The sequence below is a fragment of the Streptomyces ochraceiscleroticus genome (assembly GCF_000720485.1).
Classification (GTDB): domain Bacteria; phylum Actinomycetota; class Actinomycetes; order Streptomycetales; family Streptomycetaceae; genus Streptomyces; species Streptomyces ochraceiscleroticus.
On the sequence record NZ_JOAX01000005.1, the window covers coordinates 62,889 to 85,761 of the forward strand.

General features: G+C 70.7%; 18 protein-coding genes and 1 pseudogene. 8 read left to right on the forward strand and 11 right to left on the reverse strand.

The features are described 5' to 3' along the window. Positions 1-23: 23 nt before the first annotated feature. Positions 24-1,649, reverse strand: coding sequence for an amidohydrolase (locus IG84_RS0108160; protein ID WP_031053175.1), 1,626 nt, complete (start codon positions 1,647-1,649; stop codon positions 24-26). Positions 1,650-1,670: 21 nt separating this feature from the next. After that, positions 1,671-2,324, reverse strand: a complete 654-nt coding sequence (locus tag IG84_RS0108165; RefSeq protein ID WP_031053178.1) for a TetR/AcrR family transcriptional regulator — start codon at positions 2,322-2,324, stop codon at positions 1,671-1,673. Between the two features lie 70 nt (positions 2,325-2,394). On the opposite strand from IG84_RS0108165, the gene IG84_RS0108170 reads away from it, so the two are divergent. Then, positions 2,395-3,846 (forward strand): purine-cytosine permease family protein, encoded by a 1,452-nt coding sequence (locus IG84_RS0108170; protein ID WP_031053180.1) that lies wholly within the window; start codon positions 2,395-2,397, stop codon positions 3,844-3,846. Positions 3,847-3,848: 2 nt separating this feature from the next. On the opposite strand, the gene IG84_RS0108175 is transcribed toward IG84_RS0108170, so the two are convergent. Both IG84_RS0108175 and IG84_RS38760 read right to left on the reverse strand, forming a co-directional pair. Next, positions 3,849-5,291: an MFS transporter gene (locus tag IG84_RS0108175; RefSeq protein WP_051861505.1), complete on the reverse strand. Its 1,443-nt coding sequence runs from the start codon at positions 5,289-5,291 to the stop codon at positions 3,849-3,851. A 78-nt stretch (positions 5,292-5,369) separates the two neighbouring features. Further along, the gene (locus IG84_RS38760; RefSeq protein ID WP_051861506.1) at positions 5,370-5,978 is read right to left on the reverse strand and encodes a TetR/AcrR family transcriptional regulator; all 609 of its coding nucleotides are present in this window, start codon (positions 5,976-5,978) and stop codon (positions 5,370-5,372) included. Between the two features lie 229 nt (positions 5,979-6,207). On the opposite strand from IG84_RS38760, the gene IG84_RS0108185 reads away from it, so the two are divergent. Beyond that, positions 6,208-7,434, forward strand: a complete 1,227-nt coding sequence (locus tag IG84_RS0108185; RefSeq protein WP_037799608.1) for an amidohydrolase — start codon at positions 6,208-6,210, stop codon at positions 7,432-7,434. Here the strand turns inward: IG84_RS0108185 and IG84_RS0108190 are convergent. Beyond that, positions 7,422-8,909 carry a UbiD family decarboxylase gene (locus tag IG84_RS0108190; protein ID WP_031053190.1) on the reverse strand — a complete coding sequence of 496 codons (1,488 nt, stop codon included), beginning with the start codon at positions 8,907-8,909 and terminating at the stop codon, positions 7,422-7,424. The two genes, IG84_RS0108185 and IG84_RS0108190, sit on opposite strands and share 13 nt — an antisense overlap. A gap of 108 nt (positions 8,910-9,017) precedes the next feature. On the opposite strand from IG84_RS0108190, the gene IG84_RS0108195 reads away from it, so the two are divergent. Beyond that, a complete protein-coding gene (locus IG84_RS0108195; protein ID WP_031053192.1) occupies positions 9,018-9,470 on the forward strand; it encodes a MarR family winged helix-turn-helix transcriptional regulator in 453 nt (150 codons plus the stop codon). Between the two features lie 22 nt (positions 9,471-9,492). Here IG84_RS0108195 and IG84_RS0108200 read toward each other — a convergent pair whose 3' ends face one another. Beyond that, positions 9,493-10,941 (reverse strand): aminotransferase-like domain-containing protein, encoded by a 1,449-nt coding sequence (locus IG84_RS0108200; protein ID WP_031053195.1) that lies wholly within the window; start codon positions 10,939-10,941, stop codon positions 9,493-9,495. Between the two features lie 148 nt (positions 10,942-11,089). Between IG84_RS0108200 and IG84_RS0108205 the strand changes: the two genes are divergently transcribed. Both IG84_RS0108205 and IG84_RS0108210 read left to right on the forward strand, forming a co-directional pair. Further along, the gene (locus tag IG84_RS0108205; RefSeq protein ID WP_037799611.1) at positions 11,090-11,911 is read left to right on the forward strand and encodes a DMT family transporter; all 822 of its coding nucleotides are present in this window, start codon (positions 11,090-11,092) and stop codon (positions 11,909-11,911) included. Between the two features lie 134 nt (positions 11,912-12,045). After that, entirely contained in the window at positions 12,046-12,843 is a 798-nt protein-coding gene (locus IG84_RS0108210; RefSeq protein WP_051861507.1) for an NAD(P)-binding domain-containing protein, read from the forward strand. A gap of 98 nt (positions 12,844-12,941) precedes the next feature. Here IG84_RS0108210 and fdhD read toward each other — a convergent pair whose 3' ends face one another. The 5 genes and pseudogenes from fdhD to IG84_RS0108235 form a co-directional block, all read right to left on the reverse strand. Next, a complete protein-coding gene (gene fdhD / locus IG84_RS0108215; RefSeq protein ID WP_031053201.1) occupies positions 12,942-13,778 on the reverse strand; it encodes a formate dehydrogenase accessory sulfurtransferase FdhD in 837 nt (278 codons plus the stop codon). Continuing rightward, on the reverse strand, positions 13,766-16,075 hold the full coding sequence (locus IG84_RS0108220) for an FdhF/YdeP family oxidoreductase (protein ID WP_031053203.1): 2,310 nt from the start codon (positions 16,073-16,075) through the stop codon (positions 13,766-13,768). The genes fdhD and IG84_RS0108220 overlap by 13 nt, the downstream gene beginning before the upstream one ends. A gap of 68 nt (positions 16,076-16,143) precedes the next feature. Beyond that, positions 16,144-17,073, reverse strand: coding sequence for a LysR family transcriptional regulator (locus tag IG84_RS0108225; protein ID WP_031053205.1), 930 nt, complete (start codon positions 17,071-17,073; stop codon positions 16,144-16,146). A gap of 123 nt (positions 17,074-17,196) precedes the next feature. Next, positions 17,197-18,279: pseudogene (locus IG84_RS0108230) on the reverse strand (family 43 glycosylhydrolase); the annotation flags it as partial. Positions 18,280-18,316: 37 nt separating this feature from the next. Then, positions 18,317-19,309, reverse strand: a complete 993-nt coding sequence (locus IG84_RS0108235; RefSeq protein ID WP_031053210.1) for a LacI family DNA-binding transcriptional regulator — start codon at positions 19,307-19,309, stop codon at positions 18,317-18,319. Between the two features lie 284 nt (positions 19,310-19,593). On the opposite strand from IG84_RS0108235, the gene IG84_RS0108240 reads away from it, so the two are divergent. From IG84_RS0108240 to IG84_RS0108250, 3 genes are read left to right on the forward strand one after another with little or no spacing between them, the layout of a single operon-like run. Beyond that, positions 19,594-20,529, forward strand: a complete 936-nt coding sequence (locus IG84_RS0108240) for a carbohydrate ABC transporter permease (protein ID WP_031053213.1) — start codon at positions 19,594-19,596, stop codon at positions 20,527-20,529. A gap of 6 nt (positions 20,530-20,535) precedes the next feature. After that, positions 20,536-21,468: a carbohydrate ABC transporter permease gene (locus tag IG84_RS0108245; protein WP_031053214.1), complete on the forward strand. Its 933-nt coding sequence runs from the start codon at positions 20,536-20,538 to the stop codon at positions 21,466-21,468. Between the two features lie 60 nt (positions 21,469-21,528). Then, positions 21,529-22,869 (forward strand): ABC transporter substrate-binding protein, encoded by a 1,341-nt coding sequence (locus IG84_RS0108250; RefSeq protein WP_031053217.1) that lies wholly within the window; start codon positions 21,529-21,531, stop codon positions 22,867-22,869. Positions 22,870-22,873 lie beyond the last annotated feature (4 nt).

The following is a 22,873-nucleotide window of genomic DNA, read 5'->3' on the forward strand; positions in this document are numbered from 1 at the left end:
GGGGGCCGCTGTGCGGGGGCGTGTCAGAGGCTCGCGTCGCGGTGGGTCGGGCGGCCGTCGAGGACCGTGAGGAGGACCGGGAGGTCGGCGAGGTCGGCGGCCGGGGTGGTGAGGGGGTTGTCCGCGAAGGCCGTGAGGTCGGCGCGGTGGCCGACGGCGAGGCGGCCGGACTCGTGCTCCTCGCCCGCCGCGTAGGCCGCGTTGACGGTCATGGCCTGGAGGGCTTCCAGGGCGGTCAGCGCCTGGCCGGGGCCGTGCGCGGGCTGGGTGAGGTCGCGGGTGGGGCGACGGTGGCGGGCCCCGGCCATGACGGTGAGCGGCGGGTACGGCGCGATCGGCCAGTCCGAGCCGAGGACGACCGTGGCGCCAAAGTCCCACAGGTCGCGGCAGCGCCAGGCGCGCGCGGCACGCTCCTCGCCGAGCCGGCGGGACCAGTTGTCGGTGTGGTCGGCGCGGGTGAAGTCGCAGCAGTGGGTGGGCTGCATGGACGCGATGACGTCGAGCTCGGCGAAGCGGCGCACGGTGTCGTCGGGCACGGTCTCGATGTGCTCGACCCGGTGCCGGACCGGGCCGGCACCCGTGGTGCGGGCCTTCTCGACGGAGTCGAGGACGTGCCGCACGGCCGCGTCACCGATCGCGTGGGTGGCGGTGGCCACCCCGGCCCGGTGCAGCTCGCCAATGGCGTGGGTGTACGCGGCCGGGTCCGGCCAGAAGGCGTGCGTGGACTCGCCGTGGCAGTCGGGGCGCTCCAGCCAGGCGGTGCCGTTGTCGATGGTGCCGTCCATGAAGAGCTTGACGCCCGCGGTCCGCCAGAGCCGGCCGCCGGTGCCCTGCTGCTCGATCAGCGCCCGCAGCGCGTCGTCGTCGGCGCCGGGCTGGCACCAGGGCGCGACCCGCAGCCGCAGCGGCAGTTCAGCGGCCGCGTCCAGTTCCGCGTACAGGGCGAGGCTGTCGCCATTGGCGTCCATCGCGTGCCCGCCGGTGAGTCCGGTGGCGGCCATCTCCTGCAGGGCGGTGACGAGGCGGTCGCGGCGCTCCGCGCGGGTCGGCCGGGGCGCCGCGCGCTCGACGAGCTCGCAGGCGGCGTCCTCCAGGAGCAGTCCGGTGGGCCGCCCCGCGGCATCGCAGACGACCTCGGCGGCCTGCGCGAAGGTGCGCGGCCCGTCGACGCCGGCGATTTCGAGCGCGCGGGGGCTGGCCAGCATGGAGTGGGCGTCGAAGAGCAGGAGGAGGGCCGGGACGCCGTCCAGTACGGGGGCGAGTGCGGCGGTCTCGACGGGGCGGTCACCGAAGACGTTCGGGTCCAGGCCCCAGCCGTGCAGCCACGCGCCGGGCGCCAGCGTGCGGACCTCACGGGCCAGCGCCTCGCGTACCGCTTCCAGATCGGCGCAGCCCGACAGGTCCAGCCCCTGGGTGAGTTCGGCGCCCGACACCGGGTGGAGGTGACCGTCGACCAGGCCGGGGGTCACCACGGCGCCCTTCAGGTCGAGCACCGTCGTCGAGGGCCCGGCGAGCGCGCGTATCGCACGGTCGTCGCCCAAGGCGGCGATCCGCCCGTCCTCGGACGCGGCGAGGGCGGTGTCCGGCAGGAACGCGCCGGTCACCGGGTCGAGCAGACGGGCGGAGAGCAGGACAAGACGGGGACGCACAGCGGCTCCTTGCAGGGCTGGTCAGTTCGGGGTGGTCGGCCGGCCGGCGGCGCGCGTCAACGTCCCGCTCGCGAGGCCGAGTTCGCGTTCTGCCGTGGTGACGGCCATCAGGGTCACCTCGGGCGGACAGTTGCCGATGTCGGCACCGGTGTAGGCCCCCAGTCCGTCGATCACCACCAGGATCTGCATGGCCGTCACATCCGGGTCGTCCGTGCGGAATTCCCCCCGTTCGACGCCCGCGCGCAGCAGGTCGGCGAGGCGCTCGCGCCACGCGGTCTCCTGCACGCCGACCCGGTCGCGCAGGACGGGCCGGTAACGGCGGAGATGCCGGGCGTTGATCCAGAGCCGGCTGATGTTGTCGTACGCCTCGCCCGTCGCGTGTGCGAAGAACCGGGCGAGGTGCTCGGTGGGCGTACCGTCGGGCCGCTCCGCAGGGATGAGCCGGTCGAGTTCGCTGCCGGCCGCGCTGCCGAACGCCTCGGCCACGAGGTCCTCCACGGCGGGGAAGTAGTGGCTGATCAACCCCGGCCGGACCGCGAGCTGTTCGGCGATCCGTCGCAGGGTGAGGCACTCCAGTCCCTCGGTCAGGGCGACGGCGGCGGCCGCTTCGACGATTTCCGCACGCCGGTCGGCCGGGGATTTCCGAATTCGCTTCCGCTGAACGCTTGACGGCATACCCCGGATGCTATTGAGTGTGCGACCAATAAGCAAGCAGGTGGGCATGACCGGCACCCCGGAGGGCTCCATGGCGTCCACGATTCCCGACCCGCAGCCAGGCACACAGGGCACGCCCGACGGCCCGCTGCCGGAGCGGGCGGCCCGTGTCGAGGCCCACGGCATCGACCACATTCCCGATGCGGAACGCCACGGCAAGGCGCGCGAACTCTTCTCCGTCTGGGCCGCGGCGAACGTCAACTACCTCAGCCTGGTGGTCGGCGGCGCCCTGATCCTCATGGGCCTGACGGTGTGGCAGGCCATCGCGGTACTCGTGGTGGGCAACCTCTTCTGGGCGCTCACCGGATTCCTCGCCGTCTCGGGGCCGTCCGCGGGCGCGCCGAGCGAGGTGGTCACCCGGGCGATGTACGGCATACTCGGCAACCGCGTGAACAACGCGGTCGTCGGCTGGATGATCTCCGTCGCTTACTTCGCCCTGAACCTGTCCGCCGCGGCGGTCGCCGCCTTCTCCCTGGTCGAGAAGGCCGGCATCACGACGACCACCGGCGTCAAGGTCGTCGTCATCGTGGTCATCGCCGCGCTCACGCTGACCATCAGCGTCTACGGGCACGCGATGATCATGAAGCTGTACCTTCCGATCACCCTGGTCCTCGCCGCCGTCTTCGCCGTCGTTGCCGTCGGCGTGGTCGGGCACGCGGACTTCTCGTACGTGCCCGAGGAGCCGCTGACCGGCATCGATGTGTGGGCGACCGCCCTGGCCGGCGTCACTCTCGTCGCCTCGGGCCCGCTGTCGTACACCACCAGCGCGGACTTCTCCCGCTACCTGCCCCGTACGACGTCCAAGAAGGCGATCGTGGGATGGACGGCGCTCGGCGCCTTCGTGCCCAGCATGATCGTCTGCTCCCTGGGGGTCTTCGCCGCGACGGTGGTCGACATGACCGACCCGCAGGCCGCGCTGGAGAAGATCCTGCCCGGCTGGTTCACCCCGGTATTCCTGCTGGCGCTGGTCCTCGGCACGATCGCCATCAACGCGCTGACCGCCTACAGCGCCGGTCTGGCCATCCAGGCGGTCGGCATCCGCATCCGCCGCTCCGTCAGCGTCCTCGCCGACGGCACCGCCTCGGTGGCGCTGACCCTGTACGCGCTGCTCGTCTCCAACTTCCTGGACACCGTCAGCAATGTCCTCCAGCTGACCGTCGTCCTGCTCGGCCCCAGCATGGCCATCTACGCCACGGACATCGTGCTGTGCCGCAACAGGTACGACGGTCCCGCCCTTACGGACGAGAGCCCGAACAGCCGCTTCTGGTACACCGGCGGCGTCAACTGGTCGGGCGCCCTCGCGCTCGCGGCAGGTGTCACCGCGTCCGCTCTCTGCGTGAACACCCTGTACACCGGCCCGGTCGCCGCCGCCCTGGGCGGGCTCGACCTCGCCCTGCCCGTCGGCATGGTCGTCGCGGCGGCGGCCTACGCGCTCATGATGCGCCGCTCGCGTGCCGGTCTGGATACGGGAGTACCGGCCTGAGCTCAGTCCGCCGCGGCCACGACGGGCTCCGGGACCGGGGCCTGCGCTGCGCCCCCGGTACCCACCCGCCAGGCGATGCAGGTGCCGAGCAGCGCCAGCGCCCCGCAGCAGGCCCAGACGGTGACATAGGCGCTCTCGGAGGCGACGCGGGCCCCGGGGACGTCGAGCAGGAGGTGGTTCATGACCGCGGCGAAGGCCGCGCCCGCCACCGAACCGGCCAGCGTCTTCAGGGTGTTGTACATGCCCGTGCCGATACCGGTCTGGTCGGCGGGCAGATGCCGCAGGAGCAGTGCGGGCAGGGTGGCGATGGCGGTGCCGATGCCCGCGCCCGTGATGATCCCGGACGCGGTCATCTGCCAGGGCGCACCGTGCGCGAGGACCATGCCGAGGTAGCCGAGGGTCACCAGCGCGAAGCCGCCGACGAGGGTGTGCTGCGGGCCGAAGCGGCGGACGGCACGGTCGGCGCAGGTACCGGCGACCGCCATGGCGATGACGTGCGCGGCACCGAGCAGGGAGATGCCGAAGGCGTCCATCCCAAAGCCGAAGCCCAGGTCGGGCGGGGTGGCGAAGAACGACGGGTTGGCGGTCTGCGCCCCGTACAGCACACAGCCGGTGAGGAAGCTCAGTACGTACAGCAGCGCCATGCTGCGGCGGGCCATCAGCCGGACGTCCACCAGGGGCTGCGGCGCCCGCAGCTCGGTGCGGACGAACAGCGCGATGAGGACGAGGCCCAGGCCGACGGCGGCGGCGGTCGGGGCGAGGCCCGCGCTCTTCGCCAGCGCCATGCCGACCATGAGGGCGGCGAGGCCGCTGCTGAGGAGCGCGGCACCGGCCCAGTCGATGCGGCACAGGGCGCGGGTCGTGGACTCCGGGATCAGCCGGAAGGCCACGGGCAGACAGAGCAGGATGGCGACGGCCGGGACCATCAGCAGCCCGTGCACGTCGTGGATCGCGCGGGAGAGCAGCCCCGTGCCGAGGGTGCCGAGGGTCGCGCCGAGGGTGAGCGCGCCGACGAGCATTCCGATGGCGGCGCCGGCCCGCTCGGGCTGGACCCGGTCGCGCACGATCGCGAAGTCGAGCGGGAGCCAGCAGGCGAAGACGCCCTGCAGGGCGCGGCCGACGAGGAGGACGGCGAAGCTGTCGGCGGTGGCGACGATCAGCGAGCCGACGGCGACAGCGACCATGGTGATGCGGATCATGCGGCGGTGGCCGTAGATGTCGCCGAGCCGGGAGAGCAGCGGCACGGAGATGCCGGCGACGAGCAGGAAGACGCTGTTGACCCAGTTCAGGTCGCCCGCGCTGACGTGGAGGTCGCTGCCGATGAGCGGCAGTACGACGGGCACGGAGCCCTGCAGGATGCCGCTGCACAGCTCGATGAAGACGAGGAAGCCGACGACGGCGGCGGTGGACGGGGACGTACTGCCTGGGGAGGCGCTTCTGGGCATGGCGGGGTCTCCAAGGCGTGCTGGGGTACGGGCGGGCGCCACTGGGGCGCGGCCCGTGATGAGGGGAGAGGGGTGGGGTCAGCCGGTCGCCGGGCCCGCGGCGGGCAGCCGCGGCACCTGTCCGGCCAGGGCGAGGTCGACGAGCTGTTCGACGGTGTTGCCGTGGACGGGAGCGGGACGGAAGGAACGCCGGTAGACGAAGAATCCGTTCCAGAGGTCGAGCAGGGCGTCGGCGTCCACGTCCGGCGGCAGGTCGCCGCGGGCGATCCCGCGCTGCACGGCGGCCCGTGCCTGGTCGCGGCGGTGCGCCACGATGTCCAGGAAGGACTGCAGGACGGCCGACTCGTCGGCGGCGGCCTCGGTCAGGCACAGCCGCGTGAAGGCGTCGTGGGAGCGGGTGAAGTCGTCGATGTAGTCGCAGACGACGAGGAGTTCGGCGCGGGTGTCGCCGAGGTCGGGGACGGTGCGGACGTCGGCACGGGCGACGAGCACCTCGGCGATCACCGCGGCTTTGTGCGGCCACCACCGGTAGAGGGTCTTCTTGGACACATTGGCACGTACGGCGATCTCGTCCATGGTCACGCCGAGGTAGCCGTTCTCGGCGAACAGCTCGGAGGCCGCCGCCGCGACCCGGTCGTGGACGTCCTTGCTGCGGGGTCGGCCGGCCGGCCGCTGCGTGCTCGCCATGGCGTCCCATTTCGGGGGACGACGGCCGCCCCGTCAATAGGAAACGGCAAGTTCCCGAAAGACGTCACCTGGTCGTAACCCCGCCCGGTGGCCACTCCAGCAATCTTCTCGTCAGACCTGTTCACCGGCGAGAGAAGCGTGTACAACCAGGGGATCCCCGAAAAGGAAACGGATCGTTTCCTTACTCGTTCCCTTACTCGCGCGCTCACCCCGACGGTGGAGGATTCCCATGCCCGCAGCCGCCTCAGCCCTCCGCGACCGCGTCGCCGCCCGGCTCGACGCGTACAAGGACCGCCTGCTGGAGCTCAGCCACGAGCTGCACGCCGACCCGGAGACGTCCTTCGCCGAGACCCGCGCCGCCGCCCGGCTCGCGGCGCTGCTCGAGGACGCGGGCTTCGCGGTGGAGCGCGGCGTGTGCGACCTGCCGACGGCGCTGACCGCGACGTACGGCAGCGGCGACCTCACGGTCGGGGTGTGCGCGGAGTACGACGCACTGCCGGAGATCGGCCATGCCTGCGGGCACCACATCATCTGCGCCGCCGGCGCGGGCGCGGCCATCGCCCTGTCCGCGGCCGCCGACGAGCTCGGCTTCCGCGTGAAACTGCTCGGCACCCCGGCCGAGGAGGAGGGCGGCGGCAAGGTGCTGATGCTGGAGCGCGGCGCCTTCGACGACGTGACGGTGGCGATGATGGTGCACCCCTCCCGGACCGACGCCGTCGATGCGCGCGGCTCCAGCAACGCGGTCGTCCGCTTCGAGGTCACCTTCTCCGGCCGCGCCTCGCACGCCGCCGCGGCCCCCGAGGGCGGACTGAACGCGGCAGACGCCGCGGTCGTCGCCCAGGTCGCGATAGGCCAGCTCCGCCAGCAGCTCCGGGACGGCTACCGGGTCGCCGGCATCGTCCGGCACGGCGGCGAGCGGACGAACATCATCCCGGAGCGGACGGCGCTGGAGTACGAGGTGCGCACGCCCACCGGCGAGGAGCTGACCGAGCTCCGCGAGCGCGTCCTGAACTGCTTCCGCGGCGCCGCGCTGGCCACCGGCACGACCATGGAGGTACGCCCGATCCAGCCCGACTACCTGGACCTGCGCCACGACCCGGCGCTGATGGCCGCCTACGCCCGCAACCTGGGCGCGGCCGGCCGCGAGGTGCCCGAGCCGGGACCGGTGCCGCAGGGCACGGGCGGCTCCACGGACATGGGCAACATCACCCACGCCATGCCCGCCATCCATCCCGGTATCGGCGTGCTCGGGGCCCAGGGGATGCCGCACACCCGGCAGTTCACCGAGGAGACCGCCGGGCCGGCCGCCGACGAGGCGGTGCTCGACGGCGCGCTCGCGATGGCCTGGACCGGCCTGGACCTGGCCGCCGACGCGGAGTGGCGGGCCGAGTGCGTGGCGGCACGCGCCGCCTCCGGTCAGCGGTCCGGCGGAACCCCCGCCGCTCAGAACCCGTAGTCGGCCCAGTTCTCGACGACCCGCTGCCGCATCTCCTCCGGGTACGAGTACCGGAAGGACGCGGTGACGCCCTTGCTGACGCCCTCGAAGTGCTCGGGCAGCAGACAGCTCATGACGGACTTGCCGCCCCGGCCCGTGCGCACCTCCTCCGGAGTGAGGTAGGGAACCATCGGAATGCCCGGCGCCTCCGGGTGGACGTACTCGCCGGTGCCGGGGTGGTAGCGGGTCGCCATCGCCCACACCACCTGGTTGATGTCGGTGATGTCGATGTCATTGGCCACCAGCAGGACCTTGGGCACCAGCCACCCGGTGTGCGAGGTGAAGAGGACGTCGGCCACCGCGTCGGCCAGCTCCCGCTCGCCGAGCCCGCTCTCCGCCAGCCGCCCGATGTCGACGGACACGACGATCCAGCAGGTCGCGGCCTCGTACGAGCACCAGGCCAGGTCGACCGGCAGCCCGCTGGAGCGCAGCAGGTCCAGGCTGACGGCGGAGATCATCGTGCCCCAGATGGTGTGGTTCTCCTCCGGGGGCAGGCCCGCCACGCAGACCGGCAGGATGGGGTCGTCGCGGTGGGTGATCGCCTCGACGTGGAAGACGGGCTGCTGTTTGCTCTCGGCGAAGGAGTACCCGTGGTACTCGCCCATCGGCCCCTCGGGCGCCGTCTCGTCGGGGCTGAGGTAACCCTCCAGCACGATCTCGGCGTTGGCCGGGACGTACAGGTCGTGCAGCTCCGTGCGGACCACCTCGACGGGGCTGCCGGCGAGGGCGCCGACGTAGCCGTCCTCGTTCACCTCGGCCGGCAGCGGCATGCCCGCCGCGGCCAGCGCCGCCGGCGGGGCGCCGAGCACCATGGCCCACGGCGTCGGCAGGCCCTTCTCGCGCCACATGGCGTGGATCATGCCGATGTGCTGCTGCGGCATGGCGGGCCCGACGAGGGTGGTGCGCCCGTGCAGCATGGTCCGGCTGACCGACCAGCTCGTCCACCGCCCGTCGGGGGAGCGCACGACATGGAACCCGTACGTACCGAAGTACCGGCCGCCGTCCTGCTGGTGCAGCAACGGGACCGGGAACCGCTCCAGATCGACGTCGTCGCCCGTCAGCACGTTCTCCTTGCAGGGGCCGGTCTCCACCACGCGCGGGGCGACCGGGTCCGCGTGCATGGCGGAGATCAGCTTCTCCAGCAGCGCGCGCGGCGTGGTGTCGCGCGCGAGCCCGAAGTGCGCGGCGAGCCGGCCGTAGGCCCCCTCGTCGAGGCCGCTCAGCCCGGCAGGCGCGCCGAGAATCCGGAAGCCCGGCTCGGCCCCGGCCAGATTGCTGAACAGTGGCGCCGGACTCCGCGTCTCATAGACGCGCCGGGTAATGGCGCCGACCTCCAACGTCGGGCTGACCGGCCGCCGGATGTCGACCGCATCCCCGACGGCGAGCGAACTCTCCACGAAATCCCGGAAGTTGAGCGCACTGCCGCGCTGCGTCATACCCGACCTTCCCTCCTCGTCACGCACGGTAAGTACGTGTACGTCCTAACTGGGCCGACGGTATAGTACGTACACGTCCTAATCAATGCGGAGGAACGGCGGCGGGCAATGGCACAGGACAACGCGGACGCCGGGCTCATGCTCGCCGCGATCGGCGGGATCGGCCCCCTGGCCCGTCAGCTCGGCCAGGCGCACAACCGGCTCTGGTACGAGCAGGTGCACCAGGACCTGACCGGGCCGCAGTTCACGGTCCTGTGCCTGCTGCACACCCGCGGCGCCATGGACCAGGGCACGCTCGGCGCCCTGGCCAATCTCGACAAGTCGACCGCGGCGCCGCTGCTGGACCGCCTGCGCAAGCGCGGCCTGGTGGACCTCGCCAAGGACGACAGCGACCGACGGCGCAAGCTGGTACGCATCACCGACACCGGCCGCGAACTGGCCACCCGCCTCGCACCGGCGGTCGTCTCGGTGAGCGACCAGCTCCTCGCCCCGTTCACCCCGGAGGAACGCGACCAGTTCCTCACCCTGCTGCGGCGTGCGGTCCAGGGGCCGGAGCGGTAGGCCCCGTTCAACTGCACCGACATCACGCCCCGGGGAGGGCCTCGCCGAGGCGTTGGATGCCTTCCTTGAGTTGGGCGGGGCCGGGGGTGCTGACGTAGCTCAGGCGGAGGTGGGGGGCGGGGGGCTCGGCGGTGAAGTAGGGGGTGCCGGGGGTTACCGCTACGCCGTGGCGGAGGGCGGTCGCGGCGACGGCGTGTTCGTCGGTGCCGTCGGGGAGGCGCAGCCAGAGGTGGTAGCCGCCGAGCGGTGTCCGGCGAGGAAGGAGGGCGGGCAGGGCGCTGTTCAGCGCGGTGAGGAGGGTGGTCCGGCGCTCGCGGAGGGCGCCGGCGAGCGCCCGGAGGTGGCCGGCCCAGGCGGGGGAGCCGACCAGTTCCAGGGCGGTCTCCTGCAGCGGGCGGGGGACGAAGAAGCTGTCGACGACCTGGATGGCGCGCAGCCGCTCCAGCGCCGGGCCGCGGGCGGAGAGGGCTCCGATGCGGAGGCTGGGGGAGGCCGCCTTGGTGAGCGAGCGGACGTGGACGACGACGCCGTCCGGGTCGTCGGCGGCCAGCGGGAGCGGCAGCGGCGGGGAGTCGGCGTGCACCAGGCGGCGGGCGAAGTCGTCCTCGATGAGGAAGGCGCCGGCTGCTCGGGCGATGCCGAGTACCTCGGCGCGCCGTTGGGGGGACAGGACGGTGCCGGTGGGGTTGTGGAAGAGGGGCTGGCAGACGAACGCACGGGCGCGGGTGGCCTCGAACGCCTCGGCGAGCAGGTCGGTGCGTACACCGTCGGCGTCGACCGGTACCGGTACGGGCCGCAGCCCCGCGGCGCGGGCGACGGCGAGCATGCCGGGATAGGTGGGGGACTCGACCAGGACGGCGGAGCCGGGCGCGGCCAGGGCCCGCAGGGCAGTGGTGAGGGCGCTCTGGCCGCCGGCGGTGATCAGGACGTCCGAGGCGTTGAGCGAGCCGCCCGGTCCGCTGATGTCGCGCGCGAACCACTCCCGCAGCTCGGTCAGGCCCTCCACCGGGGGACGGGACCACGTGCCGGGCCTGCGGCCGGCCCGGGCCAGGGCGGCGGCCAGCGCCCGTTCCGGCTGGAGCGCGGCGTGCAGGTAGCCGCCGTTGAGGTCGATGACCTCGGGCGGCGGGGTGGTGAGGGTGGCCAGCACACCGGCGGCGTCCATGCCGCGGGGACCCGCGTCGACGGTGGTGTGCGGGGGGTCCGCGCTCAGTGCCACCTCCTGCCAGGAGACGTCGCCGAGCACGCCCGTGGCGCGGCGTGCGGTGGCCTTGAAGACGCCGGCGCCGGGCCGGGAGGTGACGAGCCCTTCGGCGGCGAGGGTCGCGATCGCCCGGGAGACGGTCACCGGACTGACCTGGTACTGCGTGACCAATGCCCGGCTCGAGGGCAGCTTCTCCCCTTCCGGATAGCGGTTCAGCTCATTCCGCAAGGTCGCGGCCAATTGAGCGACACTGCTACTCTCGTTCATGACAGTACAAGATAGCGCTACTCAGTCTTCGGCGATAGCGGTCGGCAGTGCTACTCCCCGCGGTGGCACTTCCCGCAGTGGTAGTCCTCGTAGCGGCACTCCTCGTCGTGGTACTCCCGCCAGCGGGACTCGCCTGGCCGCCCTCGGTGTGGTGTCGTTCTCCTTCAGTCTTCCGGCCACCGTGTGGGCCCTGGACGGTTTTGGTCCGTGGACGGCGACCGGCGTACGGGGTCTGCTGGCGGGGCTGCTCGCCGCGGTCTGCCTGTACGGCGCCCGGGTGCCGGTGCCCGCGCGGCAGCACTGGCCGGCCCTGCTCACGGTGGCCGGCGGCTGTGCCATCGGCTTCCCGTTGCTCTCCACGCTGGCCCTGCAGACCTCCACCACCGCGCACTCGGCCGTCGTGATCGGCATGCTGCCGCTGGCCACCGCCGCCGTCTCCGCCGCCCTGACCGGCCGGCGCCCGTCGCGTGTGTTCTGGGCGGCCGCCGTTCTCGGCGCCGGCACCGTGGCCGCCTTCACCCTCCAGCAGAACCAGGGGCTGCCGACCGTCGGCGACCTCTACCTCTTCGGCGCCCTCCTGGTGTGCGCCGCCGGGTACGCGCAGGGCGGGCGGCTCGCCTCCCACATGCCCGGCTGGCAGGTCATCGCCTGGGGCGTCGTGGCCGCTCTTCCCGTATCAGCGCTGGTCACGGCCTTTGCGCTGCCCGCCGAGCCGGTGCATCTGACCAGTAAGGCGATCGTCGGCATGGCCTACATCGCCGCCATTTCCCAGTTCGGCGGATTCGTCGCGTGGTATCGCGGGATGGCCGTCATCGGGGTGCTCAGGGCGAGCCAGATTCAGCTCGCCCAGCCCCTCCTCACCCTGGTCTGGTCGGTCCTGCTCATGGGGGAGCAGTTCGCTCCCCTCGCCGCCGTCACCGCGCTGGTCGTGCTCGGCTGCATCGCGGTCACCCAACGCGCCCGTAGCTGACCCGGTGGTGGGCCCGAGGCCGGCCTTCACACGTCCGGCTCCGCGAAACGGCGCAGGAGGTCGCCTCACGATTCCCAACAGCCTCGTGAGCAGAGCCATATGACGGGGAGTGACCTGTCTGTGAGGATGCGCGGATGACGATGGATTCTCTGAAGACACACGCGGTGGGCCCGATCGGGATTATTGGCGTGGGGGAGATCGCCCGCGCCCTGGTGGAGGGCTTGTGCGAGGGAGTGGACGACCCGCCGGAGATCTTCCTCTCTCCCCGGGGAGCGGGCGCGGCCGCTGAGCTGTCCCGGCGCTATGCGGGGGTGCACGTGTGCGCCGACAATCAGGCCGTGGTCGACCGTGCCGCGGTGGTCGTCATCGCGGTCCGCCCCGGGGACCGGGCCGAGGCTCTCGACGGACTCGAGGTCGGCGGGGACCGGGTCGTGATCAGCGTCATGGCCGGCGTGGGAAGCGAGGAACTGCGCCGTACCCTCGGGGACACCGACGCGCCGATCGTGCGCGCGATCCCCCTGCCCGCCGTGCGTCAGCGCACTTCCGTCACCGTCACGTGCCCCTCCCACCCGGTCGTGACCGCACTGTTCGACCGACTCGGCGGGTCCCTCCCCGTGGCGGACGAAGCCGCACTCAATGTCTTCTCCGCGCTGACGGCGACGATCACCAGCCACTACTGGTACTTGGCCACGCTCACGGAATGGGCCGCGCGACAGGGCATCCCCTCCGGTGACGCGGGTCGGTACGTGCGCAGCCTCTTCCAGGGCGTCGGGCGCGCGCTGAGCGATGAGTCCCGGTCCCTGCCGCAGCTCGCGGCTGACCATGAGACGCCGAACGGGATCAACGAGCGGATCCGCACCACCTGGTTCGACGCGGCGAACGCGGGCGCACTCAATGAGGCGCTCGACGCACTGCTCGCGGACCTCATGTAGCCGCCGGCGTACCGGCCGCCGACGGGCCTCATCGGCTTCGCCCTCACGGCGCTGCTGTGGCAGGTGGTGCAGGTACGTTGCCACGGTCCCGCCCGTGGTCAGCCCACCGGCTGCGGCTCCAGACGCTCGGACCCGGAGTACACGTTCATCGACGTACCGCGCAGAAAACCGACGAGCGTCAGCCCGCTCTCCGCTGCCAGGTCCACGGCGAGCGAGGACGGCGCTGAGACGGCCGCCAGCATGGGGATGCCGGCCATCACCGCCTTCTGCACCAGTTCGAAGGAGGCCCGGCCGCTGACCATCAGCACCGTCCCACGCAGGGGCAACAGTCCCGACCGCAAGGCATGGCCGATGACCTTGTCCACGGCGTTGTGCCGGCCGACGTCCTCCCGCAGGCACAGCAGCTCGCCGTCGGCCGTGAAGAGGCCTGCGGCGTGCAGGCCGCCGGTGCTGTCGAACACCCGCTGGGCCGCCCGTAGTTGGTCGGGGAGGGTGGTCAGTACCTCCGACCCGATACTCAGTGGGTCCTCGGCCACGGACCATGCCGCCGAGGTGCGTACCGCGTCCAGGCTGGCCTTGCCGCACAGCCCGCACGAGGACGTGGTGTAGAAGTTGCGCTCCAGTGAGGCGTCCGGGGCGGCCACGCCCTGGGCCAGGACGACGTCGACCACGTTGTATGTATTGCCGTTGTCGGCCGTGGCGCCCGCGCAGTAGCGGATCCCGGCCACGTCGTCGGCAGTGTGCACTACCCCCTCGCTCACCAGGAAGCCGGCCGCGAGGCCGAAGTCGTCGCCCGGGGTGCGCATGGTCACGGTGAGCGGCCGCCCGCCGACCCGGATCTCCATCGGCTCCTCGGCGGCCAGGGTGTCCGGGCGGTACGAGGGCACCCCGTCCCGGATGCGCAGCACCCGCCGCCGTACGGTCACGCGTCCCATGCCGCGCTCCGCTCCCTGGGCTCCAGGCGGATCACCACACCCTTGGAGGTGGGACAGTTGCTGAAGTCGGCGACGCTGTCCAGCGGGACCAGGACGTTGGTCTCGGGGTAGTAGGCGGCGGCGGAGCCGCGGCTGGCGGGATAGCCGACGACCTCGAAGTGCTCAGCGCGGCGTTCCGTCCCGTCGTGCCAGACGCTCACCAGGTCCACCACGGAGCGGTCGGCGATGCCGAGGTCCGCGAGGTCGGCGGGGTTGACGAGGACGACCCGGCGGGCGTGGTGAATGCCGCGGTAGCGGTCGTTCGGCGCGTACCAGACGGTGTTCCACTGGTCGTGCGAGCGCAGCGTCTGCAGCAGCAGATGCCCCTCGGGCACGTGCGGCATCGTGAACTCGTTGGACGTGAACACGGCCTTGCCGCTCGGGGTGCGGAAGACCCGCTCGTTGACCGGGTTGGGCAGATGGAAGCCGCCGGGCTTCGCCACCCGGGCGTTGAAGTCCTCGAAGCCCGGTACGACACGGGATATCCGGTCGCGGATCGTGCCGTAGTCGCCCTCGAACTGCTCCCAGGGGATGAACGGTTCGTCCCCCAGGGTCCGGTGCGCCAGCCGGCTGATGATCGCCACCTCACTGAGCAGATGCGGGGAGGCCGGCGGCAGCTTCCCCCGCGAGGCGTGGACGTCGCTCATCGAGTCCTCGACGGTGATGAACTGCTCGACGCCGTTCTGGAAGTCCCTGTCGCTGCGGCCCAGCGTGGGCAGGATCAGGGCAGTGTCACCGCAGACCGTGTGGGAGCGGTTGAGCTTGGTGGAGATGTGCGCGGTGAGCCGGCACTTGCGCATCGCCTCCTCGGTGACCGCGCTGTCGGGGGTGGCCCGTACGAAGTTGCCCGCGACACCGAGGAAGAACTTCGCGCGGCCTTCGTACATCGCGTGGATGCCGTTCACCGCGTCCAGGCCGTGATGGGCGGGCGGAGTGAAACCGAACTCCTTCTCCAGGGCGTCCAGGAACTTCTGCGGCATCTTCTCCCACACGCCCATGGTGCGGTCGCCCTGGACGTTGCTGTGGCCGCGGACCGGGCACACGCCCGCGCCGGGCCTGCCGATGTTGCCGCGCAGCAGCAGGAAGTTGATGATTTCGCGGATGGTGGGCACGCCGTGCTTGTGCTGGGTCAGCCCCATAGCCCAGCACACGATGATCTTCTTGCTCTTCAGTACCTGGGCGTGTACGCGCTTGATCTCCTCACGCGTGAGCCCGGTCGCCTCGAGTACGTGCTCCCAGGAGACCGTCCGCACGTGCTCGGCGAAGTCGGCGCTGCCGATGGTGTGGGCCTCGATGAAGTCGTGGTCGAGCACGGTGCCCGGCGCGGCGTCCTCGGCCTCCAGCAGCAGCCGGTTCAGGGCCTGGAACAGGGCGAGGTCGCCGCCGGCGCGGATGTGCAGGAACTGGTCGGCGATCGGCGTGCCGCGGCCGATCACACCGCGCGGCCGCTGCGGGTGCTTGAAGCGCATCAGCCCGGCCTCGGGCAGTGTGTTGACCGCGATGACCCGACCGCCGTTGCGCTTGGTCTCCTCCAGCGCCGAGAGCATCCGCGGGTGGTTGGTGCCCGGGTTCTGCCCCACCACGAAGACCAGGTCGGAGTGGTGAATGTCGTCCAGCGAGACGCTGCCCTTGCCGATGCCCAGCGTCTCCGTCATCGCGAAGCCACTGGACTCGTGGCACATGTTGGAGCAGTCCGGCAGATTGTTGGTGCCGTACGCGCGGGCGAAGAGCTGGAGGAGGAAGGCGGCCTCGTTGTTCAGCCGGCCCGATACGTAGAAGAGCGCCTCATCGGGGGAGGCCAGCGCCTTGAGTTCCTCGGCGAGCAGGCCGAACGCATCGTCCCAGCCGATCGGCTCGTAGTGGGTAGCGCCGGGCCGCTTGACCATCGGCTCGGTCAGCCGGCCCTGCTGGTTGAGCCAGTAGTCGGACTTGGTGTCCAGCTCGGCGATCGAGTGCTCGCGGAAGAAGTCCCGGGTGACGCGCCGCGAGGTGGCCTCGTCGTTGATGTGCTTGGCGCCGTTCTCGCAGTACTCGTTCATGTGGCGCTTGCCCGGCGCGGGCTCGGGCCAGGCGCAGCCCGGGCAGTCGATGCCCTTGGGCTGATTGATGTTCAGCAGGGTCAGCGCGGTGCGTCGCAGGGACGTCTGGCCCAGCGAGTACTCCAGCGCGTGCGTCACGGCGGGCAGACCGGTCGCCCAGGTCTTGGGCGGAGTGACCGACAGGTCGTCGGCGGGGTCCTCGATCTCTGCGCTGCTCATGCTCTGACCTTCCGGTAGTGCCCGGAGACAAGTCAAAGAGGGGTTTCCGATGGCTTGATAGGCGCCGCTTATTGCGATACGGAATTGTCGGGCAGTCGCTCCAGGGCGGCGGCGAGGTCGGTGCGCCGGGCGATCTCCGTCAGGGCGCGCGCCATGACGGACCCCGGCTCCCGAGCGGTCATCACCAGCCCGATGGTGACCGTCCGTGCGGGTTCGATGAGCGGTACGGCGCGCATGCCGGGCGGGATGCCGAAGACGTGCAGCCAGGCGTGCGGCACGATACTGGCCCACCGGCCCGTCCTGACGTGTGCGAAGAGCGCGGCCACCGAGTCGGTCTCCACGCGCGGCGTAGGCCGCACCCCGGCCTCGGCGAACAGCTCGTCCAGCACCCTGCGCCCCTGCATGGTCCCCGTCAGCAGGCACAGCGGCAGCCGCGACGCCTCCGCCCAGGTCGCCGTCGTCCGCCGGCCCAGATTGTCGGCCGCCGAGGTCAGCAGTACATACCGTTCCTGGTACAGCGGAACGGTCCGGAAATTCTCGGCAACGTCCTCGCGCAGATAACTGACCGCGGCGTCGATCTCGAAATTCTGCAGCCGCCGGAGAATGTCCTCCGACCGGAGGTCCGCCTGGACGTCCACGGTGACCAGCGGGTGCGCCGCACAGAACGGGTCGATGAGCAGGGAGACGGCGCCGGTCGCGGTCGGGACGGCACCGATCCGTATCCGCCCGCTCAGTCCGGTGCGCAGGGCGCCGACCTCGTCCTTGAGGGCGTCACGGTCGGCGAGGATCCGCTGCGCCCACACCACGATGCGCTCGCCCTCCGGCGTGAGCCCCTCATAGGTACGGCCGCGCCGGACCAGCGGCACGTCCAGCTCCTCCTCCAGCTTCCGGATCGCCTCCGAGAGAGCGGGCTGGGAGACGTAGCACGCCTGGGCGGCACGGGCGAAATGGCGCTCCCGGGAGAGCGCCACCAGATATTCGAGTTGGCGAAACAGCACGTCAAGGGTCTACCCGACCGCCCGCCGGAACGCCAGTCGGAGCCTCGTGCGTCCGGGTGAGCCTGTCGGCCGATCGGCTCCCAGGTGTGGGGGCACGGCCGGAGCGTGCTAGGACGAGCGCGGGGGCAGAGCGCTGAGGAGCCGGGCGTACTCGGTGCGGGTCACCGGGAGCACGGTGCCGTGGCGGGGGCTCGCGGGAAGTCGGTAATCCGTGGACGGTGTCCACTTCCCGGACGCGAGGTCGGTGGTCTCGAAGGGTACGTAACCCCGGCCGCCGAACTCGTCGATGAAGAGGTACCACTTGTTCTCCGTGTTGGACTTGAAGACCGTCGGGCCCTCGCCCCGGTCGACGGCGCCCTTGCCGATGCAGTCGGCCACGAAGTCGTACTTGGTGTCGGTGAGTTCGGTGGAACGCTCCGCGGTGATGAACTTCGAGCAGGGCGTGCCGGACGACGGGTCGCGCTCGTCCTTGGTGAAGCGGTGGTAGGTGTCGCCGTCCTTGATGACGGTGGAGTCGATCACCGAGTAGCCGGGGTCGTTCCACACCTTGGGCGCACTGAAGGTGCGGAAGTCCTTCGTCGTCGCGTACAGCATCTTGTTGTACGTCGTGCCGGTGTGGTCCGGGTCGTTCTCGGCGTAGACCTTGGATGCCCAGAAGACGACGTACGCGTCGAGGCTGTCGTCCCAGTATGCCTCCGGGGCCCAGGCGTTGCCCGCGGTGTCCGGGGCGACCTGCACCAGACGGCGGTCGGTCCAGTGGGTCAGGTCCGTGGATTCCCAGACCATGATGGACGTGCTGCCGGTGCGCTGCACCTGGTCCCAGCTTCCGCCCTCGCCTCCGTACATCCGCAGGTCAGTGGCGATCAGGAAGAACTTGTCGCCCCGCGGCGAACGGATCACGAACGGGTCGCGCAGGCCCTTGGTGCCGAGGTTGGAGGTGAGCACCGGCTTGCCGCTGTTCAGCTCGCGCCAGTGCAGTGGGTCGTTGCCGCGGCTGAGGGCCATCCGGATCTGCTCGCCGTCCGCGGTGTTCTCGCCGGTGAAGTAGGTGAAGAGGTAGCCGGCGTACGCGTCCTCGCGCCGGGTCGTGTCCTGGGACGTTGCGTTCAGTGCCGTGCTGGACGGTGCGGTCAGGAGAGTGGCACAGAGTGCGGCGAGGACGGTGAGGAGGGGCACGAGGGGACGGGGACAGCGTCGTCTTCTCATCAGGTGCGTCCTTTCGAAGTCCAACGTCGGTCGGGGCCTACCGAAGCCCCGGTGGCGGGGCCGTGCTGTCGCGCAGTACGAGTCGGGTCGGCACCAGGGTGGTGCCATGGTCCGTTGCGTTCTCGCGGACCTGTCGCAGTACTCCGTCGACGCAGCGGCGGCCGACCTCGGCGAAGTCCTGGTGGACCGTGGTGAGCGGGGGCAGGAAGGAGCCGGCCTCCGGGATGTCGTCGAAACCGATGACGGAGACGTCCTGCGGAACCCTGCGTCCGCGCTCGTGCAGCGCGCGCAGCAGGCCGAGCGCCATCTGGTCATTGGCGGCGAACACCGCGGTGCAGTCGTCCTGTTCGGCCAGTTGAAGCCCCGCTCGGTAGCCGGACTCCGCCGACCAGTCGCCGTGCACCAGCGGCGGCGGCACCCGTCCGGCCCTCTCAAGTTCCTCCCGCCAGGCGGCGGTTCGACGCTGAGCGGCGTACGACCCCTCGGGGCCGGCCAGATGCCACACGGTCTCGTGCCCCAGGTCGAGCAGATGCCGAACGGCGTCGCGAGCGCCACCGGCCTGGTCTGTGTCGACCACCGCGTAGCGGTCCCCGGCGTCCGAGTCCGCCACCACGACCTTCACATGCGGCGGCAGCGAGAGGCGGGCCGAGTCGAGAAGGTGGACCTCCATGATGACGATGACCGCGTCGACGGCGAGCTCTCCCAACCGCGAGAAGGCGCCGCGCACTTCGTCCTGCGTCGGCACCGCCACGGGCAGCAGTGTGACCGCGTACCCCTCCGCGGCGGCGGAGGTGGCGATGGCCTCCAGCGTGCGGACGTTGCCGGTCGTGGAGAGCGTGAACGTGATGACGCCGATGGTGCGGAAGTCGCCGCGCTTGAGCGCACGGGCCGCACTGTTGGGGCGGTAACCCAGCTCCTTCATCGCGGCGAGCACCCGCTGACGGGTCTCCTCGTGCACACCGGGGAAGCCGTTCGAGACGCGCGAGACGGTCTGCGAGGAGACGCCCGCGACCCGGGCGACGTCCGCCATCGAAGCGCTCTGCGTACGCCGCCGGGTTCCGGCTCCGTCGCGCGCCCGGGCGCTGTCCGTTGCTCCCACCGTCTCCCTCACCCGTCGCGCCGTCCGTTCCTGCAGTAACTGTTGACCGTCGTCAACGAGGCAGTGTAGATATGTCGCCGCCGCGATGTTTACGCAAACATACCCCCAGTGGCGCCGTGCGCGCCACGATGTTTACGCAAACATCGTGAGTGAGCGAGCACCACCGGCCCGGGATGTACGACCGAGTGCGACCGAGTACGAGCGAGGGGCGCGACATGACAACGATGCAACCGCCGGCGGCCGCCCGGCCCCGCCCGACCGGCCCACCGGTGCGCCCCATCCGTGGCACCCGCCGCTCATGGACGGGATGGGGCTTCATCGGCCCCTTCGTTCTCGTCTTCGCCCTGGTCTTCCTGGCGCCGCTCGCGTACTCCGGCTACCTCAGTCTCTTCCGGACCCAACTGATCGGCGGCACCACCTTCGTGGGTCTGGACAACTACCAACAGGCCCTGCAGGACGGACGGTTCTGGGAGGGCGTCGCCCGCGTCGGACTCTTCCTGGCCGTCCAGGTGCCGATCATGCTGGGCCTCGCCCTGCTCGTCGCGCTCGCCCTCGACAGCGGCCGGCTGTACGGCAAGGACTTCTTCCGGATAGCCGTCTTCCTGCCGTACGCCGTGCCCGCCGTCGTCGCCACGCTGATGTGGGGCTTCATGTACGGCACCCGCTTCGGACTGGTCGGTGACATCAATGACGCGTTCGGTGCGAAACTCCCCGACCCGCTGTCTCCCGATCTGCTCCTGGCCTCGATCGGCAACATCGTCACCTGGGAGTTCATCGGCTACAACATGCTGATCTTCTACTCCGCGCTGCGCGTCATCCCGCACTCGCTCTACGAGGCCGCCGAGATCGACGGCGCCGGCCAGTGGCGCGTCATATCGGCGATCAAACTCCCGGCCATCCGCGGCGCCCTCGTCATCGCCACGATCTTCTCGATCATCGGCAGCTTCCAGCTCTTCAACGAGCCGAGCATCCTGCAGAAGCTGGCGCCGAACGTGATCACCACCGACTACACCCCGAACTACTACACGTACTCGCTGTCCTTCTCCGGTCAGCAGCACAACTACTCCGCGACGGTCGCCATCGTCATGGGCCTGCTCACGATGATCGTCGCGTACGTGGTCCAGCTTCGCGGCATGCGCAAGGGAGCGTGACCCCCGATGAGCAGCACCGCCACCACAGTCGCCCGGCCCACCGGCAAGCCGCCCGCCACCCCTCGGCTGCGACCGCCGCGCCGCAACGCGCCCCGGCGCTCCCCACGCAGCATCCTGCTGACCGCGCTCACCGGGGTCGTCCTGCTCTACAGCCTGCTGCCGCTGCTGTGGCTGCTGATCAGTGCCACCAAGTCCCAGCAGGGCCTGGCCCGTTCGTTCGGCCTGTGGTTCGACGGGGACTTCGCCCTGTGGGACAACATCGTAGAGACGTTCACCTACAACGACGGCGTCTTCGGCCGCTGGCTCCTCAACACCGCGTTGTACGTGGTCGTGGGCGCCGGTGGCGCGACGTTCCTGGCCGTCCTCGGCGGGTACGCGCTCGCCAAGTTCGACTTTCCCGGCAAGCGTGCCGTGTTCGCCGTCGTCATCGGCGCGGTTGCCGTGCCCGGCACCGCCCTCGCGGTCCCGACGTTCCTGATGTTCAGCAAGATGGGCCTGACCGACACCCCATGGGCCGTCATCATCCCGTCCCTGATCTCGCCCTTCGGCCTGTATCTGATGTGGGTGTTCGCCACCGAGGCGATTCCCGGCGAACTGATGGAGGCGGCCCGCATCGACGGCGCGAGCGAGGTGCGGACCTTCTTCCAGGTCGCACTGCCGCTGCTCGCGCCCGGCACCGTCACCGTGCTGCTCTTCACCACCGTCGCGACCTGGAACAACTACTTCCTGCCGCTGATCATGCTGAAGAACCCCGACTGGTACCCACTGACCCTCGGCCTCGACAGCTGGAACAAGCAGGCGGCGACGGCCGGCGGCGAAGCCGTCTTCAACCTCGTCATCACCGGCTCGCTGCTCACCATCGCACCGCTGATCGCCGCCTTCCTGCTGCTCCAGAAGTACTGGCAGTCCGGCCTCGCCGCCGGAAGCGTCAAGGAGTAACCACCGCCGCCCGGCACTCACCCCCTCCGTGCACCACCTCGAAGAAGCGGAAGCATCACCATGCCCAAGTACACCCGCCGCCTGCTGCGCGGTACCGGTGTCGTCTGCGTCCTGGCCCTCGGCGCGACCGCGTGCGGCGGCTCCGGCGACGACAATGCCCCTCAGAAGAAGGTCAGTTCGGCAGATCTGCAGGCCGCCCTGAAGAAGGGCGGCACGGTGACCGTGTGGGCATGGGAGCCCACGCTGAAGCAGGTCGTCGCCGACTTCGAGCAGAAGTACCCGAAGGTCGACATCAAGCTGGTCAACGCGGGCACCAACAAGGACCAGTACAAGGCCCTGCAGAACGCCATCTCGGCGGAGAAGGGCGTCCCCGACGTCGCGCAGATCGAGTACTACGCGCTGAGCCAGTACGCCCTGACGAAGTCCGTCACCGACCTCGCGCCGTACGGGGCCGACCGGCTCGCCGGCTCCTACTCCACCGGCCCCTGGAACGCGGTGAAGTCCGGCGACGGCATCTACGGCCTGCCCATGGACTCCGGCCCGATGGCCCTCTTCTACAACAAGAAGGTCTTCGACAAGTACAAGATCCCGGTGCCCACCACGTGGGACGAGTACGTCGACGCCGCCCGCAAGCTGCACAAGGCCGACCCGAAGACCTACATCACCAGCGACGACGGTGACGCGGGTCTGGCCACCAGCCTGCTGTGGCAGGCCGGTTCGCACCCGTACAAGGTCGACGGCACGAAGGTCGGCATCGACTTCACCGACGCCGGAGCCAAGAAGTACACCGGCACCTGGCAGCAGCTCATCGACGAGAACCTCCTCGCGCCTGTCACCGCGTGGAGCGACGACTGGTACAAGGGCCTCGGCGACGGCACCATCGCCACCCTGCCGGCCGGGGCCTGGCTGCCGGCCAATCTCGCCTCCGGTGTGAAGGGCGCCGCGGGTGACTGGCGCGTGGCTCCGCTGCCGCAGTGGTCCAAGGGCGCGGACGCCAGTGCCGAGAACGGTGGGAGCTCGCTCGCCCTGCCCGAGCTCAGCACGAACAAGGAGCTCGCCTACGCCTTCGTCGCCTACGCCAACTCCGGTGCCGGCGTGCAGACCCGCATCAAGAACGGTGCGTTCCCGGCCACCACGAAGGACCTGGAATCCAAGGCGTTCCAGAACACCGGGTTCCCGTACTTCGGCGGCCAGAAGGCCAACAAGGTCTTCGCCGAGTCCGCGAAGAACGTCCCGGCGGACTGGCAGTACCTGCCGTACCAGGTGTATGCCAACTCGATCTTCAACGACACCGTCGGCAAGGCATACATCTCCGGCACCAAGCTGTCGCAGGGCCTGGACGCATGGCGCGACGCCTCCGTCAAGTACGGCTCCGAGCAGGGCTTCACCGTCGAGAAGTAACCAG